General features: G+C 65.1%; 11 protein-coding genes. 10 read left to right on the top strand and 1 reads right to left on the bottom strand.

Features of this window, described 5'->3' with window-relative positions; genetic code table 11:
• Positions 1-13: 13 nt before the first annotated feature.
• From JLZ96_RS03920 to secA, 10 genes are all read left to right on the top strand, one after another.
• On the top strand, positions 14-1,525 hold the full coding sequence (locus JLZ96_RS03920; RefSeq protein ID WP_048320229.1) for an amino acid permease: 1,512 nt from the start codon (positions 14-16) through the stop codon (positions 1,523-1,525).
• Positions 1,526-1,824: 299 nt separating this feature from the next.
• Positions 1,825-2,928 carry an alkane 1-monooxygenase gene (locus JLZ96_RS03915; RefSeq protein WP_081371345.1) on the top strand — a complete coding sequence of 368 codons (1,104 nt, stop codon included), beginning with the start codon at positions 1,825-1,827 and terminating at the stop codon, positions 2,926-2,928.
• Positions 2,929-3,048: 120 nt separating this feature from the next.
• A complete protein-coding gene (gene ahcY / locus JLZ96_RS03910) occupies positions 3,049-4,533 on the top strand; it encodes an adenosylhomocysteinase (protein WP_027496506.1) in 1,485 nt (494 codons plus the stop codon).
• A 17-nt stretch (positions 4,534-4,550) separates the two neighbouring features.
• The gene (locus JLZ96_RS03905) at positions 4,551-5,216 is read left to right on the top strand and encodes a dTMP kinase (protein ID WP_032390050.1); all 666 of its coding nucleotides are present in this window, start codon (positions 4,551-4,553) and stop codon (positions 5,214-5,216) included.
• Between the two features lie 4 nt (positions 5,217-5,220).
• Positions 5,221-5,898, top strand: a complete 678-nt coding sequence (gene mtrA / locus JLZ96_RS03900; RefSeq protein ID WP_027496508.1) for an MtrAB system response regulator MtrA — start codon at positions 5,221-5,223, stop codon at positions 5,896-5,898.
• Positions 5,895-7,577: an MtrAB system histidine kinase MtrB gene (gene mtrB / locus JLZ96_RS03895; RefSeq protein ID WP_032366296.1), complete on the top strand. Its 1,683-nt coding sequence runs from the start codon at positions 5,895-5,897 to the stop codon at positions 7,575-7,577. Before mtrA ends, mtrB begins: the two co-directional genes overlap by 4 nt.
• Positions 7,574-9,355, top strand: coding sequence for an MtrAB system accessory lipoprotein LpqB (gene lpqB / locus JLZ96_RS03890; RefSeq protein WP_371827939.1), 1,782 nt, complete (start codon positions 7,574-7,576; stop codon positions 9,353-9,355). Before mtrB ends, lpqB begins: the two co-directional genes overlap by 4 nt.
• Positions 9,356-9,396: 41 nt before the next feature.
• Positions 9,397-10,080 (top strand): ComF family protein, encoded by a 684-nt coding sequence (locus JLZ96_RS03885; RefSeq protein WP_032370712.1) that lies wholly within the window; start codon positions 9,397-9,399, stop codon positions 10,078-10,080.
• A gap of 233 nt (positions 10,081-10,313) precedes the next feature.
• The gene (gene hpf / locus JLZ96_RS03880) at positions 10,314-10,982 is read left to right on the top strand and encodes a ribosome hibernation-promoting factor, HPF/YfiA family (protein ID WP_027496511.1); all 669 of its coding nucleotides are present in this window, start codon (positions 10,314-10,316) and stop codon (positions 10,980-10,982) included.
• Between the two features lie 321 nt (positions 10,983-11,303).
• Positions 11,304-14,207 (top strand): preprotein translocase subunit SecA, encoded by a 2,904-nt coding sequence (gene secA, locus JLZ96_RS03875; protein WP_032370713.1) that lies wholly within the window; start codon positions 11,304-11,306, stop codon positions 14,205-14,207.
• 45 nt (positions 14,208-14,252) lie between these two features.
• Here secA and JLZ96_RS03870 read toward each other — a convergent pair whose 3' ends face one another.
• Positions 14,253-14,849 (bottom strand): Rv3235 family protein, encoded by a 597-nt coding sequence (locus tag JLZ96_RS03870; RefSeq protein ID WP_145916507.1) that lies wholly within the window; start codon positions 14,847-14,849, stop codon positions 14,253-14,255.
• Positions 14,850-14,995: the final 146 nt, after the last annotated feature.

The following is a 14,995-nucleotide window of genomic DNA, read 5'->3' as shown; positions in this document are numbered from 1 at the left end:
ATACGGAGGTCCGATGACCAAGGCAGACCGGCCCAGGAAGCCCCCGCGTACGACGGGGTGGTTCCGGACCAAGTCGATCGAACAATCGATCAAGGACACCGACGAACCGGACACCAAGTTGCGCAAGGAGCTCGGTTCGTGGGATCTGACCGTGTTCGGTGTCGCGGTGGCGGTCGGAGCCGGCATTTTCACGCTGACGGCAAGGACTGCCGGAAACGTTGCCGGACCGGCTGTTTCGGTGGCGTTCGTGTTGGCGGCCATCGCCTGCGGGCTCGCTGCCCTCTGTTACGCCGAGTTCGCCTCCACGGTTCCGGTCGCCGGTAGTGCCTACACGTTCTCCTACGCCGCATTCGGAGAGTTCATCGCCTGGATCATCGGCTGGGATCTGATCCTGGAATTCGGACTCGCCGCGGCGGTGGTGGCGAAGGCATGGTCGCTCTACCTGGGAGACCTGCTCGGCACGTCGGCCCCGGTACTGCAGATCGGTTCGCTGAATTTCGACTGGGGCGCACTGCTCATCGTGGTGGTGTTGACGGTTCTCATCGCCTCGGGAACCAAGTTGTCCTCGCGCGTGTCGTTGGTGATCACAGCCATCAAGGTGATCGTGGTGCTGTTCGTCGTCGTGCTCGGTGCGTTCTACATCAAGGTCGCCAACTACGACCCGTACATTCCGCCGTCCGAGCCCGCGTCCACGGGTGAGGGGCTTCATCAGTCCCTGTTCTCCTTCGTCACGGGTGCGGGCGGTAGCACCTTCGGTTGGTACGGACTGCTGGCGGCGGCGTCGCTGGTGTTCTTCGCGTTCATCGGCTTCGACGTGGTCGCGACCACGGCCGAGGAGACGAAGGAGCCGCAGAAGGCATTGCCGCGCGGCATCCTCGGATCCTTGGCCATCGTGACCGTGCTCTACGTGGCGGTGACCCTGGTGCTGACCGGGATGGTCAAGTACACGGATCTGGCCGGCGACAGTGCCACGCTGGCAACGGCGTTCGAGCTGAACGGGCTGACGTGGGCCAAGAACATCATTTCGTTCGGCGCACTGGCCGGTCTGACGACGGTGGTCATGGTTCTCATGCTGGGGCAGACCCGCGTCCTGTTCGCCATGTCGCGAGACGGCCTGGTGCCGCGCGGTCTGGCCCACACCGGAAAGAAGGGCACGCCGGTTCGGACGACGATCCTGGTCGGTGTGGTGGTCGGACTGCTCGCCGCGTTCGTCCCTCTCGGCACGCTCGAGGAGATGGTCAACATCGGAACGCTGTTCGCCTTCGTTCTGGTGTCGGCCGGTGTCCTCGTCCTCCGCAGGACGCGTCCCGATCTCGAGCGCGGGTTCCGCGTGCCCTGGGTTCCGCTGGTTCCGATCCTGGCAGTGGCCGCGTGCCTGTGGCTGATGCTCAACCTGTCGGTCGAGACGTGGTTGCGGTTCCTGGTGTGGATGGCAGCGGGTGTCGTCATCTACGTGCTGTACGGCCGCCGTCATTCGGTGATGGGTCTGCGCGAGGCGAAGAAAGTCGAGTCGCGACCCGAGTGAGTCGCGGCCGAGTCGTCTTGCGAGGCCGGCCCCGACCGTCGATCGTGCGGGCGGGGCCGGTTTTCTCGGACCCGACGTGTCCGGGGTATCCGTCACACCCCTCGGTCCGAACGCCCGGCATGTTATACCCTCGAAAACAAACTGATAGGACCGCAAACATTCGGTGAGAGGGTGTGGCAACTGTGAGCGTGGACGGCCGAATCACCTCATCGGACGATTCGGGTGTCGCTTTCGGGGAGCGGAATTCGGCCGGGGCTGCACCTGCGGTTCGGCGGTGGGACAACAAGCGCTACCTGTGGATGCTGGGTCTGCTGGCACCGGCATCGGCACTGTTGCCGTCCCAATTGGTGTACTGGACCGGCATGCCGGTGTTCTGGTGGAGCGGCGTCCTGGTGTTCTTCGTGATCATTCCGATCATCGATCTGCTCGCGGGCGAGGACGGTCACAACCCGGATGCGTCTGCCGCCGACAAGCTGCAGAACGACCGCTATTACCGCTGGTGTACCTACCTGTTCCTGCCCATACAATTCATCGGTCTGATCGTCGCCTGCTGGATGTGGGCGTACGGCGGTCTGAGCGTGGTGGACAAGATCGGGCTCGCGGTGACGGTGGGCCTGGTCGCGGGAACCGGAATCAACGCCGCCCACGAGCTGGGCCACCGCGTCGAGCAGCACGAACGCTGGTTGGCGAAGGTGGCCTTGTCGCAAACCCTGTACGGACACTTCTTCGTCGAGCACAACCGCGGCCATCACGTGCGGGTGGCCACTCCGGAGGATCCGGCCAGTGCCCGGTTGGGAGAGAGCGTGTGGACGTTCGTGCCGCGCAGCGCTGTTCTCGGGCTGGCCTCGGCCTGGAAGCTCGAGGCTCGGCGGCTGCGCCGCAAAGGCCACTCCGTGTTTCACCCGTCGAACGCTCTGTTGCACACGTGGCTGCTCAGCGCCGTTCTCTTCGTCACGCTGATGGTCGTCTTCGGCTGGGCGATCGCGCCGTATCTGCTGATACAAGCCGTCGTGGGATTCGTGCTCCTGGAGATGGTGAACTACGTGGAGCACTACGCACTGCTGCGCGAGACGAACGAGCGAGGCAGATACGTGCGATGCGCACCGCGGCACAGTTGGAACAGCGACCGGCTGTGCACCAACATCTTTCTCTACCACCTGCAGCGACACAGCGATCATCATGCCAATCCGGGGAAGCGATACCAGACTCTGCTCTCGTGCGACGAGGCCCCGCAATTGCCCGCCGGGTACGCGACGATGGTTCTACTGGCAGCGGTACCGCCGCTGTGGCGTCGGGTGATGGACCCGCGGGTGCTCGACCACTACGACGGCGATCTCGTCCGGGCCAACATTCTGCCCCGAAAGCGCGAACGGATTCTGGCGCGAGCCCAGCAACACGGGTGACCGCAGGACCACTCGACGAGCCGTCTGAAGGGCATCGGACCGATTCGCCGGGCAGACGGTCGCCGCGCGCCGCGACCCGATAGCCTGGACGAAGACATTCAAGTCAACAGGAGAGGCAAGATGACGACCTCAGTTACGTCAGGATCGGCACTCACCGTGGAACACCGCGGTGGAATCGACTTCAAGGTCGCAGACCTGTCACTCGCAGAATTCGGCCGCAAGGAAATACGGCTGGCAGAGCACGAGATGCCCGGCCTGATCGCGCTTCGTCGCGAGTACGCCGACGTTCAGCCGCTCAAGGGCGCACGAGTATCCGGATCGCTGCACATGACGGTGCAGACCGCCGTGTTGATCGAGACGCTGGTGGCACTCGGTGCCGAGGTGCGTTGGGCCTCGTGCAACATCTTCTCCACCCAGGATCACGCTGCAGCGGCCGTCGTCGTAGGCCCGTACGGCACCGTCGAAGAGCCCAAGGGCGTTCCGGTGTTCGCCTGGAAGGGTGAGACCCTCGAGGAGTACTGGTGGGCCGCCGAGCAGATGCTCACCTGGCCCGAGCAGCCTGCCAACATGATCCTCGACGACGGCGGTGACGCCACGATGCTGGTGCTGCGCGGCGCTCAGTTCGAGAAGGCAGGCGTCGTTCCGCCGACCGACGACGACCAGGATTCCGACGAGTACAAGGTGTTCCTCGGCCTGCTGCGTCGCTCCCTCGAGGCGTCGACGACCAAGTGGACCGAGATTGCCGCATCCGTGCAGGGTGTCACCGAGGAGACCACAACCGGTGTGCTGCGGTTGTACCAGTTCGCTGCTGCCGGTGAGCTGTCGTTCCCGGCCATCAACGTCAACGACTCGGTCACCAAGAGCAAGTTCGACAACAAGTACGGCACTCGCCATTCGCTGATCGACGGCATCAACCGTGGCACCGACGTTCTCATCGGCGGCAAGGCCGTGCTGGTCTGTGGCTACGGAGATGTGGGCAAGGGCTGCGCCGAGGCACTCAAGGGCCAGGGCGCTCGCGTGACGGTCACCGAAGCAGATCCCATCAACGCCCTGCAGGCACTGATGGACGGCTTCGACGTGCGCACGGTCGACGAGTTCATCGAGCAGGCCGACATCGTGATCACCTCGACGGGCAACCTGAAGATCATCACGTTCGAGCACATGCGCAAGATGAAGCACCAGGCGATCCTGGGCAACATCGGCCACTTCGACAACGAGATCGACATGGCCGGCCTCGAGAAGGCTGCCGACGTCACGCGGATCAACATCAAGCCGCAGGTCGACGAGTTCCAGTTCAAGGACGGGCACTCGATCATCGTGCTGTCCGAGGGCCGTTTGCTGAACCTCGGCAACGCCACCGGTCACCCGTCGTTCGTCATGAGCAACAGCTTCTCCAACCAGGTCATCGCGCAGATCGAACTGTGGACCAAGCCGAGTGAGTACGACAACGAGGTCTACCGGTTGCCCAAGCACCTCGACGAGAAGGTTGCTCGCATTCACGTCGAAGCGCTCGGCGGCTCGATCACCAAGCTCACGAAGGAGCAGGCCGAGTACATCGGCGTCGACGTCGAGGGCCCGTACAAGCCCGAGCACTACCGCTACTGACCGAGAGAGTTCGGTCGTTGGGAAAGCTCTTCGTCATCGAGGGAGTCGACGGAGCGGGCAAGAACACGCTCGCCCGTCGGCTCGTCTCGGCGTGGGAACGCGACGGCCTGGCCGTCGTCCGGGTCGGGTTTCCCCGGTACGGAAGGTCGGTTCATGCCGATCTGGCGGCCGAGGCGCTGCAGGGGGAACACGGAGACACCGCGGGCAGCGTGCACGCAATGGCGCTGCTGTTTGCACTCGACCGCAAGGATGCGGCCGACAAGATCCGAAACTTGTTGTCCCGCAACGATATCGTGTTGCTGGACCGGTACGTGGCGTCCAACGCCGCCTACACCGCGGCGCGGTTGGAGCAGTCCGTCGACGGAGCGGCCGTCGAGTGGATCCGGTCACTCGAATTCGAGCGGTTCGGTGTGCCCGTTCCGGACGTGCAGGTGCTGCTGGACGTACCGGTGGCTCTCGCTGCGGAGCGCGCCGCCGCGCGTGAGAGTGCGGACGCCGCGCGCACCCGGGATGCCTACGAACGCGACGGCTCGCTGCAGACCCGAACCTCGGCCGTCTACGGCCGTCTCGCAGAAACGAACTGGGCGTCGCCCTGGCGAGTCGTGCGCGCCGACGTCGACCCCGATCGACTCGCCGCCGACATGTTCAATCAGCCATCCGCCGAGCCGAAAGTGACACGATAGAGCCATGAAGCCTCGGATTCTGGTTGTGGACGACGATTCGGCTCTGGCGGAGATGCTCACCATCGTGTTGCGCGGTGAGGGATTCGAGCCGTTCGTCGTCGGAGACGGCACCCAAGCGCTGGCGGCCGTCCGCGAGAATCGACCCGATCTGGTGTTGCTCGACCTGATGCTTCCCGGAATGAACGGCATCGACGTCTGTCGCGTGCTGCGAGCCGACTCGGGCGTCCCGATCGTCATGCTGACGGCCAAGACCGACACCGTCGATGTGGTGCTCGGTCTCGAATCCGGGGCCGACGACTACATCATGAAGCCCTTCAAGCCGAAGGAGCTGGTGGCACGCGTCCGGGCACGACTGCGTCGAACCGAGGACGAGCCGGCCGAGCTGTTGTCGATCGCCGACATCGTCATCGACGTCCCCGCCCACAAGGTCAGCCGCGGCGACGAGCTGGTCTCGCTCACTCCGCTCGAATTCGATTTGCTGGTCGCCTTGGCTCGCAAGCCGCGTCAGGTGTTCACCCGTGAGGTTCTGCTCGAACAGGTGTGGGGCTACCGGCACGCCGCCGACACCCGCCTGGTCAACGTCCACGTTCAGCGTCTGCGCGCCAAGGTCGAGAAGGATCCGGAGAACCCGGAGGTGGTGTTGACCGTGAGGGGGGTCGGGTACAAGGCCGGACCGCCGTGATCGGTTTTTCCCACTCTCGGCGACGAATCAACGGCAAGTTCTCCCCGCTCCTGCGTTGGTTCAGGTCGCTGAGCACATCGCTGGGTCACGCCTGGCGAAGGTCACTGCAACTGCGCGTGGTCGTCTCGACCCTGACGTTGTCGCTCGTGGTGATCCTGATTCTCGGCGTCGTTCTGACCAGCCAGATCACCGATCGGTTGCTCGAAGCGAAGCTGTCTGCAGCCACCGAGGAACTCGACCGCTCGCGCACCACGGTGGAGGGCAACCTCGCCGGTGCCGATGATTCGAGCGGCCTGTCCACCCGTCTCGAACGGGCGAGAGCAGCGTTGACGAACCAGGACCTCGACGCCGCGTCGACCACCGGGTCGGCAGGGTCCTTCGACCCTGTTCTGATCGTCGAGGGCGACGCGACCCGCGCGGAAGCGTCGGTCGGTCCGGTCGACCAGATACCGGCCAGCTTGCGCGACTTCGTCAAGAAGGGCCTGATCAGCTCGCAGTACGCCACCGTGACCGACAGTGACGGCGGATATTCCGGATCGGCGCTCATCATGGGATCGCCCACCGGTTCCGACATATCGGCGCTGCAGCTGTATCTCATCTTCCCGCTCGCCAGCGAAGACCGGACGCTCTCCCTGGTCCGCGGCACGCTGTTCATCGGGGCCGTGGTGCTGCTGGTACTCCTCGCGGCGATCGCGATGCTCGTCGCGCGGCAGGTGGTGCTACCCATTCGATCCGCGTCCCGCATCGCAGTACGTTTCGCCGACGGCAGGCTCAAGGAGCGAATGCCGGTTCGCGGTGAGGACGACATGGCGAGGCTGGCGATGTCGTTCAACGAGATGGCCGAAAGTCTGTCCAAACAGATCACCCAGCTCGAGGAATTCGGAAACCTGCAGCGCCGGTTCACCTCCGACGTCAGCCACGAACTACGGACTCCGCTCACCACCGTGCGGATGGCCGCGGATCTCATTCACGACGCCAGTGACGATCTCGAACCTGCCCTCAAGCGTTCCTCCGAGCTGTTGGTCAACGAGCTGGACCGGTTCGAGACGTTGCTCGGTGATCTGCTCGAGATCAGCCGCCACGACGCCGGTGTCGCCGAATTAGCCGCCGAGCAACTCGACCTCCGGATGTGTGCACGCGCGGCGGTCTCCACGGTGCGTCACCTCGCCCGCGAAACCGGCACCGAGGTGATCGTCGACATGCCCGAGACGGCGGTCATCGCCGAGGTGGACCCGCGGCGTGTCGAACGTATCCTGCGCAACCTTCTGGCCAACGCCCTCGATCACGGGGAAGGCAAGCCGGTGCTGCTGCGCCTGAGATCGGATGCCGACGCGGCAGCCTTCGTGGTGCGCGACCAAGGAATCGGTCTGCGCCCCGGCGAGGAGAAGCTGGTGTTCAATCGGTTCTGGCGCTCGGACCCCTCCCGCGTCCGGCGCTCCGGCGGTACCGGCCTCGGGTTGGCGATCAGTGTCGAGGACGCCCGGCTGCACGACGGTAAGCTCGAGGCGTGGGGTGCAGTCGGCGAAGGCGCATGTTTCCGGCTCACGGTGCCACTGGTCCGTGGTCACAAGGTGATCGGCTCACCTCTGCCGTTGAAGCCGAGCACCAAGAAATACGCTCAGGGACAACCGATCCCGGCCATCGGTGCGCAGCGGGCCGCGTCGGAGTCGTCGACGTGATTCGCTCGTCTCGTCGGCTGTCTCGCTCGGTTGCAGTCTGCGCCCTGATCGCCGCCCTCGTCTCCGGTTGTGCCAGCCTGCCCGAATCCTCGAGCCCCCAGGCCATCGGCACGTTGACCGACGGTGCCGCGCCGACCAGCGCCCCGGCCCCCGAACCCGGACGTGAGCCCGACCGGCTGCTCGACGACTTCTTCGAGGCCAGCGCAGTGTCGGCCAACCGCCACCAGGCCGCCCGACAGTTCCTGACCGAGGACGCGTCGAACACATGGGACGACGGCGCTCGTACCGTCGTCGCAGATCGGATCGACACCCTGTCGGGGCCCCGAACTGCAGACTCTGCGCAGTTCACGATTCGGTCGACGACAGCGGGAATCCTGGCTCCCGGCGGGGAATATCAGGCTGGATCGGACACCTTCGACATCGCGATCGACATGACGCGCGTCGACGGCCAATGGCGCATCTCGAAGCTGCCACCGGGTGTGGTCATCGATCGCTCGGCGTTCATGGACACCTATCAGCAGCGATCCATCTACTTCGTCGATCCGCTCGGTGGGGTGTTGGTGCCGGATGTTCGGTGGACGAGCGGATCGCAGGATCAGCTCGCAAACCAGCTCGTGCAGCTGTTGATCGATGGACCCAAGTCCGCGCTGTCCGCAGCGGTGAGCAACGAATTGTCCGACGACGTCAGTATCCGGGGGCCCATCACCAAGGCCGACGGACAGACCACACAGGTCGGAGTCGGTCTCGGCGGCATCAGAATCGACTTCGGTGGTTTGCAGAACAAGGGCGACCGCGACCGAGAATTGCTTGCCGCACAGGTGATCTGGACTCTGGCCTCGGCAGAGGTGGCCGGGCCCTACGTGCTGCTCGCCGACGGACAACCCATCGACACGACCAAGCCGGACGGGTGGACGACGGCCGGGGTCGACTCCTTCGATCCACAGAGCTCCACCAACGAATCGGTCGGCCTGCACGCACTGGCCTCCGGTCGACTGCTCCGCGTCGAGGAATCCGCGACCACACCCGCCCCCGGGTACTTCGGGCAGGCACGGAATCTGCGCTCGGTGGCCTTGTCGAACGACGGAACACTCGTGGCCGGCGTCGCGGACACCGGTAGACCCGCTCCGGCACCGTCGAGCACATTGATGGTCGGTAGCTACGACGGTGGCGCGTTCCCGGTGGCCGAGGGGCAGTCGATCACGCGTCCGACGTGGGGAGCCGATGACAACGCCGCCTGGGCGGTCATCGACGGCACCAACGTCATTCGCGCGGCCCGCGACCCCTCGACCGGTCAGGTATCGGTGATACCGGTCGATGCCCGCGCGGTCACCACCCTGGGAACTCGCATCACCGAACTCCGGCTGGCCCGCGACGGCGTTCGGGCCGCACTCATCGTCGACGGCGTGGTGTACGTGGCCACAGTGGTACGCGATCCGTCGGGCGTCTATTCGCTGACGGCCCCGCGCGCGGTTGCGATCGGACTCGGCAGTGACGCCACCAGCCTGGACTGGAGCACCGGCGAGGCCATCGTGATCGCACGGGTTGCCACCGATACACCGGTGGTCCAGGTGACGGTCGACGGCTCGAGGATGGACGCCCTGCCGTCGCGCAATCTCACCAATCCTGTTCTGGCGGTCGATGCGTCGCCGGAGACCGAGTACGTTGCCGACGCTCGCGCCGTGTTCGCACTCAACAACGCCGATCCGGTCGGCGACAGGTACTGGCGAGAGGTCACCGGCCTGGCCGGGGTGAAGGCCGTCCCGATCCTGCCCGGCTGACGTCCGGCGGGTGTCGGTGGCTACCGGCACACTTCACGGTCATGAGAACGCTTCTCGACCTCGTCCTGCCCCTCGAATGTGCCGGGTGTGGGGTGCCGGGGGAGCAGTGGTGTCGCCGTTGCGAACAGGCGCTGTCGGTGCCGCCTGTCCGGGTGCGTCCGCGGGTCGATCCGGGGGTGCCCTGTTGGGCGCTGGGCACGTACACCGGTCCTCGGCGCAACGGGGTGATCGCACTGAAGGAACGGGGCCGACGGGCCGTGTCCGTGCCGTTCGGGCGGGCGCTGGCCGGTGCGGTGCACCAACTGCGTGCTGCAGGCGAGATCGATCCACCGGAGCTGAGTCCCCTCGTTCTGGTGTGCGCTCCGTCCCGGGCGCGCGCAGCGCGAGCCCGAGGGGGCGATCCGGTGCTGCGGTGTGCGAGGAACGCAGCGACCGAGTTGGCACCGGAGCGAGTATCGGTTCCCCAGCTGCTGAAGATGGCCGGGGGAGTGCGGGATTCGGTCGGGCTCTCGGCAGGTCAGCGTCAGCACAACGTGGCGGGCCGGATCGAACTGATCGGACAGTCGCGCTCGGCTATCGGCCGGCCGCGGCCGCGAACCGACGAACTGACCGTTCTTCTCGTCGACGACGTGGTGACCACCGGGGCGACCCTGGCCGAATGTGCAAGAGTGCTAACCGATTTCGGGATCTCGTTGGCCGGTGCGATCGTGGTGGCCAGCGCGTGAACGCCAGTCGACGAGACACGCCGACAACCAATTCGGGGTGAACGGTGGCACACGCGTCGATGACCGACTAACGTCGCGGACACGCTCCATCACGACGGAGCGGACCGGTAGAACGACCCGTAGAAACACGGACGTGAGGTGATGCCCCGGACTCGAGATGCCGGAAGGTTCCCCATTCGGCATGCACACCTGCCACGTCCAACAGTGGGCGTGGCCGATATCGGGAGGTACACGTGACGACCCCTTCACAAGCCTCGGTTTTCTTCGACGAGAAGCCTTCGGAAGAACCCGCCAAGAGCAATGCCGACGTTGTGGTCAAGGGCCGCAACGTCGAGATACCGGACCATTTTCGGATATACGTGTCCGAGAAACTGGCTCGCCTCGAGCGCTTCGACCCCTCCATCTACTTGTTCGATGTCGAACTGCAGCACGAACGAAATCGCCGTCAGGCCAAAGCATGTCAACGCGTGGAGATCACCGCGAAGGGCAAAGGCCCGGTCGTTCGTGCCGAAGCGTGCGCAGACAGTTTCTATGCCGCACTCGAAGCAGTGACCTCGAAACTCGAAAGCAGACTCAGGCGTACCAAGGATCGGCGCAAGGTCCACTACGGCGAGAAGAGACCCGTATCCGTCGCCGAGGCCACCGCTGAACTCGCCGAAGACGACACACTTGCGCTCGATCCCGAGACCAAGCTGGATTCGTTCGAGGACGATCAGACCGGCCCCGGGCACATCGTTCGCACGAAGGTTCACTCGGCGGCACCGATGAGCGTCGACGATGCGCTGTACGAGATGGAACTGGTCGGCCACGACTTCTTCCTGTTTCACGACAGCGCCACCGACCGGCCTTCCGTGGTGTACCGACGGCATGCCTTCGACTACGGCCTGATCAGGCTCACCTGACCGAGCGTGACGGCGAACGGGTCGTTCGCCGTCCGTGAAATATCCGACCACTGCAGGCTCGACGCCGGAAGACACGATCCCCACGTCGAGCCTGCAGTGCTGTGTCGGGGTTGTCCGAATGCCGGCGTCGTGTCGTTCGGGGACCGACAGTGGGACTGCCGTACCCACAGCGAGACCGCCTACCATGGACGCGTTCGGGTTACTGCCGCGCGGACGTCACGGTGACGAACCCGTGCGCTCGTGCAGGTAGCAGTAACGCGTCGAGTAACAGATTTGTTCGTGTCAGTACCCGTGAACCGAGGATCGAGGACGAGAAAACCCGTGCCGTCGCTGTCGTTTTCCAAGCTGCTCCGTGTTGGTGAAGGTCGCATGGTCAAGCGGCTCAAGAACATCGCTGACCACGTCTCGACCCTGTCTTCGGACGTCGAGAGTCTCTCCGACGACGAACTGCGGGGTAAGACCGCCGAGTTCAAGGAGAGGTACTCGTCCGGGGAGACCTTGGATCAGTTGCTGCCCGAGGCATTCGCCGTCGCCCGTGAGGCATCGTGGCGGGTGCTGTCCCAGCGGCACTTCGACGTGCAGGTGATGGGCGGAGCTGCCCTGCACTTCGGCAACATCGCCGAGATGAAGACCGGCGAGGGCAAGACCCTGACGTGTGTTCTGCCTGCCTATCTGAACGCCATCTCCGGCGACGGTGTGCACGTGGTGACGGTCAACGACTACCTCGCCAAGCGAGACTCGGAGTGGATGGGCCGTGTGCACCGCTTCCTGGGTCTGTCGGTGGACGTGATCCTGTCCGGGATGACGCCGGTCGAACGCCGTGCAGCGTATGCCGCCGACATCACCTACGGCACCAACAACGAGTTCGGGTTCGACTACCTACGCGACAACATGACGCACTCGCTCGACGATCTGGTGCAGCGCGGACACAACTTCGCCGTGGTCGACGAGGTCGACTCGATCCTCATCGACGAGGCGCGAACCCCACTGATCATCTCGGGCCCCGCCGACGCGTCGAGCAAGTGGTACGGCGAGTTCGCCCGGATCGCCCCCATGCTGAAGGTCGACACCCATTACGAGGTCGATATCCGCAAGCGCACCATCGGTGTGCACGAGGCCGGCGTCGAGCTGGTCGAGGATCAGCTCGGTATCGACAACCTGTACGAGGCGGCCAACTCGCCTCTGGTGAACTACCTGAACAACGCCATCAAGGCCAAAGAGCTCTACACCAAGGACAAGGACTACATCGTCCGCGACGGCGAGGTCATCATCGTCGACGAGTTCACCGGTCGCATCCTGGTGGGACGCCGCTACAACGAGGGCATGCACCAGGCGATCGAGGCCAAGGAGAAGGTGGAGATCAAGGCCGAGAACCAGACCCTCGCCACGATCACGCTGCAGAACTACTTCCGCCTGTACGACAAGCTCTCCGGCATGACCGGCACGGCCGAGACCGAGGCCGCGGAGCTGCATCAGATCTACGGATTGGGCGTCATTCCGATCCCGACGAACCGCCCGATGGTCCGCGTCGACAACGGCGACCTGATCTACAAGACGGAAGAAGCCAAGTTCGACGCGGTGGTCGACGATGTCGTCGAGCGGCACGAGAAGGGCCAGCCGGTTCTCATCGGCACCACGAGCGTGGAACGGTCGGAGTATCTGTCCAAGCAGTTCACCAAGCGCGGCGTCGCGCACAACGTGCTCAATGCGAAGTTCCACGAGCAGGAAGCGACGATCATCGCTGAGGCCGGGCGACAGGGCGCGGTGACCGTGGCGACCAACATGGCCGGCCGTGGCACCGACGTCGTGCTCGGCGGCAACCCGGACATCCTCGCCGACCTGAAGCTGCGTAAGCAGGGCTTGGACCCGGTGGAGACTCCCGAGGAGTACGAGGCCGCCTGGGAGCCTGCTCTGGAAGAGGTCAAGGCACAGGTCAAGGCCGACGCGGACACCGTGCGCGAGGCCGGTGGCCTGTACGTTCTCGGAACCGAGCGCCACGACTCACGTCGTATCGACAACCAGCTCAGAGGGCGCTCCGGTCGTCAGGGTGATCCGGGCGAATCGCGGTTCTACCTCTCGCTCGGCGACGAGCTGATGCGTCGATTCAACGGCGGCGCACTCGAATCGATCATGACTCGGCTCAACTTGCCCGACGACGTCCCGATCGAGGCCAAGATGGTGTCCAAGGCCATCAAGAGCGCACAGACCCAGGTCGAGCAGCAGAACTTCGAGATCCGCAAGAACGTCCTCAAGTACGACGAGGTGATGAACCAGCAGCGCACCGTCATCTACGAGGAGCGCAGGCGCATCCTCGAAGGTGCCGACATGGAGGGCCAGGTCGAGGGCATGATCACCGACGTGATCACCGCCTACGTCGATGGTGCGACGAGCGAGGGCTACGTCGAGGACTGGGATCTGGAGCAGTTGTGGACGGCGCTGAAGACTCTGTATCCGGTCGGTATCGACCACAAGGTTCTCTCGGGCGAGAACGAGGACGGCGAAAAGGGTGACCTGAGCCGCGACGAGCTGCGCGAGGCGCTGCTCGAGGACGCCCGCTCGGCCTACGCCGCTCGCGAGGCCGAGATCGACGGCATCGCAGGCGAGAACGGAATGCGGGAGCTCGAACGTCGGGTGCTGCTGTCCGTCCTCGATCGCAAGTGGCGCGAGCATCTCTACGAGATGGACTACCTCAAGGAGGGCATCGGACTGCGTGCGATGGCCCAGCGAGATCCACTGGTCGAGTACCAGCGGGAGGGCTACGACATGTTCCAGGGCATGCTCGACGGCCTCAAAGAGGAGTCGGTGGGCTTCCTGTTCAACCTCCAGGTCGAAGCAACCCCAGCCCCGTCAGGTCCGGCCGCGTCCGCAGGTCTCGCGGTTGCCCCCGGGTTGGCCTCACCCGTCGGATCCGGTCGCCCGGCACCTGCGGCAACGTCGGCACCTGCGGCCACGGGCGATCGGCCTGCGGCCAAGGCGGCCCCGGCCCCTGCCGCTCCAGCTCAGGCAGCTCCCACAGCTCTGCGTGCCAAAGGACTCGACGAGCGGGACGAACAGAGATTGACGTTCTCCGGCCCGGCCGAGGGCGGCGGTACGGCTGTGCAGCGATCGGATGCTGCAGCGAGCGCGGAGTCGGCGGCCGAGGGAACCCGACGCGAGCGTCGCGAAGCAGCGCGAGCGCAGAACAAAGCACCGAAGAAGTCGGCGCGCTCCAAGCGCAAGAAGTAGTCGGCCGGGTCGATCCGGCGCGACCTCGCCGGGCGACCCGTGTTCTCAACCCACTCGCAACGAGGTGACCGTCCATCCTGGCCGCCGCGGGTCGACCGCCTGCTCGATTCGGCCCGCGAAGGCGAAGGTGCGTGGGCCGCGGGTGTACGAGCCGAATATCTCGGCCGACGTGTCCGATCTATAGGCGACGTGCACGCGACGCACCGCGGCGAATCCGAGTCGCCGTCCTGGTGGGGGCGTGCGGACGATGGTGCGGATCAGGTCGATCACGGGCGCAGTGAACAACGAGGACAGTTGCTCGGCACTGCGCCTGCGGTCGATCACCTCGATCAGCAACCGCATGGCGCGTTCGGCGCTCGCCCGCGCATCGGCGGGCACGTCTTGCACGATCGGTCGATGGGGTGCCTCGGTCCGGCGGCGGGGGCGAGTGCTGCGTACCGATGCCGGATGGCGTTCCGGTGGCCTGTGCGAGCTCTCACCCCGGCCCCAGGTGTGCACCGCGCCTGCCGAGAGTGGCGGCTCGAACTGGGTCGGCCGCGACAGAAAGCAATGGTGCTCGGCGCGCAGCCGAGAGTCCGCCGGCGACGGTATCGGGCTGTCGTCCCCGGTGTCCGGCGGATCGTTGGATTCGATGACGCTCACACCGACATTGACGGTCGCGATCGAATTTCGGTTCCCGAGATCGACGACACGTCGTTGCCCACCCGGCACTGGGACTCACGTCGCGAACCCACGTACTCTGAGTTCGAGCACACCGCGCAACAGGCGGTATCGATCGGGGCGCACCA

The sequence above is a fragment of the Rhodococcus sp. NKCM2511 genome, assembly GCF_014905595.1.
Classification (GTDB): Bacteria; Actinomycetota; Actinomycetes; order Mycobacteriales; family Mycobacteriaceae; genus Rhodococcoides; species Rhodococcoides fascians.
Note: the sequence above shows the minus strand (reverse complement) of the source record. Positions and strands in the feature narration are given on the sequence as shown.

What these genes read in the sequence shown, in the direction of transcription:
- JLZ96_RS03920 (WP_048320229.1), top strand. Translation starts at nt 14, where the DNA reads ATGACCAAGGCAGACCGGCCCAGGAAGCCCCCGCGTACGACGGGGTGG.
- JLZ96_RS03915 (WP_081371345.1), top strand. Translation starts at nt 1,825, where the DNA reads ATGCTGGGTCTGCTGGCACCGGCATCGGCACTGTTGCCGTCCCAATTG.
- ahcY (WP_027496506.1), top strand. Translation starts at nt 3,049, where the DNA reads ATGACGACCTCAGTTACGTCAGGATCGGCACTCACCGTGGAACACCGC.
- mtrA (WP_027496508.1), top strand. Translation starts at nt 5,221, where the DNA reads ATGAAGCCTCGGATTCTGGTTGTGGACGACGATTCGGCTCTGGCGGAG.
- JLZ96_RS03885 (WP_032370712.1), top strand. Translation starts at nt 9,397, where the DNA reads ATGAGAACGCTTCTCGACCTCGTCCTGCCCCTCGAATGTGCCGGGTGT.